This is a genomic window from Streptomyces sp. WELS2, from assembly GCF_013870595.1.
Classification (GTDB): Bacteria; Actinomycetota; Actinomycetes; order Streptomycetales; family Streptomycetaceae; genus Streptomyces.
In genome coordinates, this window is record NZ_JACBWZ010000831.1 from 1 (window position 1) to 2,665 (window position 2,665).

The window sequence follows — 2,665 nt, forward strand, 5'->3', positions numbered from 1 at the left end:
CGTTGACGGGCACCGCGCTGCCCACGCGTACCTCCAGTCCCGCTCCGCGCAGCCGCCCGAGGGCGCCGCCGGCGAAGCCCGACACGACGTAGGCCGTGTTGGCGGTGGCCGGTGCGGTGGTCGTGGTCAGGGCCACGGTCTGGTTGGCCACGTGCGAGGCGACCAGGGCCGCGTGGATCGCGATCGCGGCGGCGAACAGCGCCGGCAGCACCTGCCCGCCGAGCCAGAACAGCGGTACGGCGACGGCGGCCAGCACGAACGCGGTGCCGACGACCCGCGCGGTACCGAACCGGTCCACCAGGCCGCCCGCCAGCGGCGCCACCGCGCTGGCGGTCAGCCCGAAGAGGCCGAACAGCCCGGCGGTCGCGGTGGACAGGCCGTACTCCGGCCCGGTCAGCAGCAGGGACAGCGAGGTCCACAGGGCGCTCCAGGCGCCGAACATCCCCGCCTGCCGGACGCAGGCCCGCCGCAGCTCGGGGGAGCGGCGCAGCAGCCCCGGCAGCTCGGTTATGCCGGAGAACAGCGAGAACAGCCCGCCCTGCCGCGCCGGCCGGTCGGACGGCAGGGCCAGCGCGGTGGCCAGCCCCAGGGCGAGGGTGAGGACGGCGGACCCGGCGAACACCCAGCGCCAGCCGAGGCCCTGCCCGGCGAGGCCGCCGAGCACCCGGGCCGCGACGATGCCGGTGAACAGCCCGGCGATGACGGCGGCGACATGCCGGGCACGCCGGTCGGCCGGGGCGCGGGCGGCCACCAGCGGGACCAGCAGCTGGGGGATGACGGTCGCCGCGGCGGCGACGAACACGGCGGCGGCCAGTGCCGCGGTGCCCGGCGCCACGGCCGCGGCGAGCAGCGCGACCGTGGTGGCGACGGAGAGCCAGGCGACGAGCGGGCGGCGGTTGACGCGGTCGCCGAGCGGCGCGAAGAAGAGCAGGCCGGCGGCGTAACCGAGCTGGGCCACCGAGGCGATCCAGGCGACGGCCGACGGGGTGGTGCCGAAGTCGTGGGAGATCAGCGGGAGCAGCGGGGCCGCGAGGTAGATGTTGGCGGCCGTGACGGCGGTGCAGACGGCGATGAGCAGGAGGAAGAGGGTGCCGGAGGCCGGGCGTTCAGGGGCGCGATCCCGGACGGGCGGTGCCTGGTGGGAGGTGGTGGCTGACGGCATGGGGGAGCTTCTCCTTCAGAGCCGACTCGCACAACTAACTGGTTGGTTGAGACTCGCAACAGCGTGCACCGGCCTCCGCATTCCCGTCAACCAAATAGTTGGTTACCGGCTCCCGGGCGCCTACCCTGTCCCCATGGCAACAGTGAGGGACCCCGAGGCCACCAAGGCCCGGATCTTCGAGGCGGCGGTCGCCGAGTTCTCCCGGCACGGCATCGCGGGCGCCCGCATCGACCGCATCGCCGTCGCGGCCAAGGCCAACAAGCAGCTGATCTACGCCTACTTCGGCAACAAGGCGGAGCTGTTCACCCAGGTCCTCGGCAGGTGCATGGTCGACCTGGCCTCGGCCGTACCCGTCGACCCGGAGGACATCGACGGCTGGGTGGACGGCCTCCTCGACTACCACGCCACCCACCCCGAACTGCTGCGCCTGTTCTTCTGGGAGGGCATCGAGTACGGCACCGCCGAACTGCCCGACGAGGAGGCCCGCCAGGACCACTACGCCCGCAAGGTCGCCCAGATCCGGGACGCCCAGGAACGGGGGATCATCACGGACGCCATCCCGGCCGGCGACCTGCTGATCCTGCTGATCTCGCTGACGAACTGGGCCTCCGCGGTCCCGCAGCTGCGGCGCATCCTCGCGGGCCCGGGGGACGACGACCAGGACCGCCTGCGGGCCTCCATGAAGGAGGCGGCCCGCAGGCTGGTCGCGCGCTAGGCAACGGGCGGCCGGCCGCTGCCCGGCCGGGTGTCCGGTTGCCGTCGGCCGGGTGCCCGGTCGCCGCCGTACGGTGCCTAGTTGGTGCCGATCCGGGCCAGCAGGTCGACGATCCTGCTCTGCACCTCGGTGCTGGTGGAGCGCTCGGCGAGGAAGAGCACGGTCTCGCCGGAGGCCAGCCGGGGCCGGTCGGCCTGGTCGACGGCGGCGGTGTAGACGACCAGCGGGGTGCGGTTGAGCTGCCCGTTCGCGCGCAGCCAGTCCACGATCCCGGCCCGCCGGCGGTGCACCTGCATCAGGTCCATCACCACCAGGTTCGGCCGGAACTGCCCCGCCAGCGTCACCGCGTCGTTGTCGCTCGCGGCCCGCGCCACCTGCATCCCGCGCCGCTCCAGCGTCGTGGTCAGCGCCAGCGCGATCTCCGCGTGCTCCTCGATGAGCAGCACCCGCGGCGGATGCTGCTCGCTGTCCCGGGGCGCCAGCGCCTTCAGCAGTACGGCGGGATCGGCGCCGTACGCCGCCTCGCGCGACGCCTGGCCGAGCCCGGCCGTGACCAGCACCGGCACCTCGGCCGCCACGGCGGCCTGACGCAGCGACTGCAAGGCCGTCCGGGTGATGGGCCCGGTCAGCGGGTCCACGAAGAGCGCGGCGGGGAAGGCCGCGATCTGCGCGTCGACCTCCTCGCGCGAGTGCACGATGACCGGCCGGTAACCACGGTCGCTGAGCGCCTGCTGGGTCGTCGCGTCCGGCGCGGGCCACACCAGCAGCCGCCGCGGGTTGTCCAGCGG

At 74.1% G+C, this 2,665-nt stretch carries 3 protein-coding genes; 1 reads left to right on the forward strand and 2 read right to left on the reverse strand.

Translation table 11 applies throughout. The features are described from left to right. Positions 1–1,162 (reverse strand): MFS transporter (locus tag H5J33_RS30480; protein WP_181798005.1); only part of this gene is annotated, 1,162 nt, incomplete at its 3' end. Between the two features lie 133 nt (positions 1,163–1,295). Here H5J33_RS30480 and H5J33_RS30485 point away from each other — a divergent pair. Then, entirely contained in the window at positions 1,296–1,877 is a 582-nt protein-coding gene (locus H5J33_RS30485; RefSeq protein ID WP_181798006.1) for a TetR family transcriptional regulator, read from the forward strand. A 77-nt stretch (positions 1,878–1,954) separates the two neighbouring features. Here the strand turns inward: H5J33_RS30485 and H5J33_RS30490 are convergent. Further along, positions 1,955–2,665, reverse strand: a 711-nt coding sequence (locus H5J33_RS30490) for a response regulator (RefSeq protein WP_399552963.1), incomplete at its 5' end; no start/stop codon positions are given.